We start from the raw sequence: 228 nt of genomic DNA, 5'->3' as shown, positions 1-228 counted from the left end.
GCATCTATGTGCCGACAGCAAGTGCGGATGTATATATGTGGGTAGACAGCAATGGAACGACACATTTAGCACAAAAAAAGTTAAATAAAAATTATACTCTACTAATGCTTACCCCTAAGCAAACCACCCCAGCAAGATTTGGTAAATGGACCGACAAACCGGCCAAACGAGTTAAAATATATAAAGTAATTAAAAAGATACGCCAGCATTACCAACCAACCATTGTGG

Annotated in this window: 1 protein-coding gene; it reads left to right on the top strand. The window is 39.0% G+C overall.

From position 1 onward, the window contains the following. Nucleotides 1-35: 35 nt before the first annotated feature. On the top strand, nt 36-228 hold a 193-nt coding region (locus tag Q4519_RS22325; RefSeq protein WP_303516186.1), incomplete at its 3' end, for a hypothetical protein.

Source organism: Motilimonas sp. 1_MG-2023 (genome assembly GCF_030547455.1).
Lineage (GTDB): Bacteria > Pseudomonadota > Gammaproteobacteria > Enterobacterales > CBDFNC01 > Motilimonas.
Note: the sequence above shows the minus strand (reverse complement) of the source record. Positions and strands in the feature narration are given on the sequence as shown.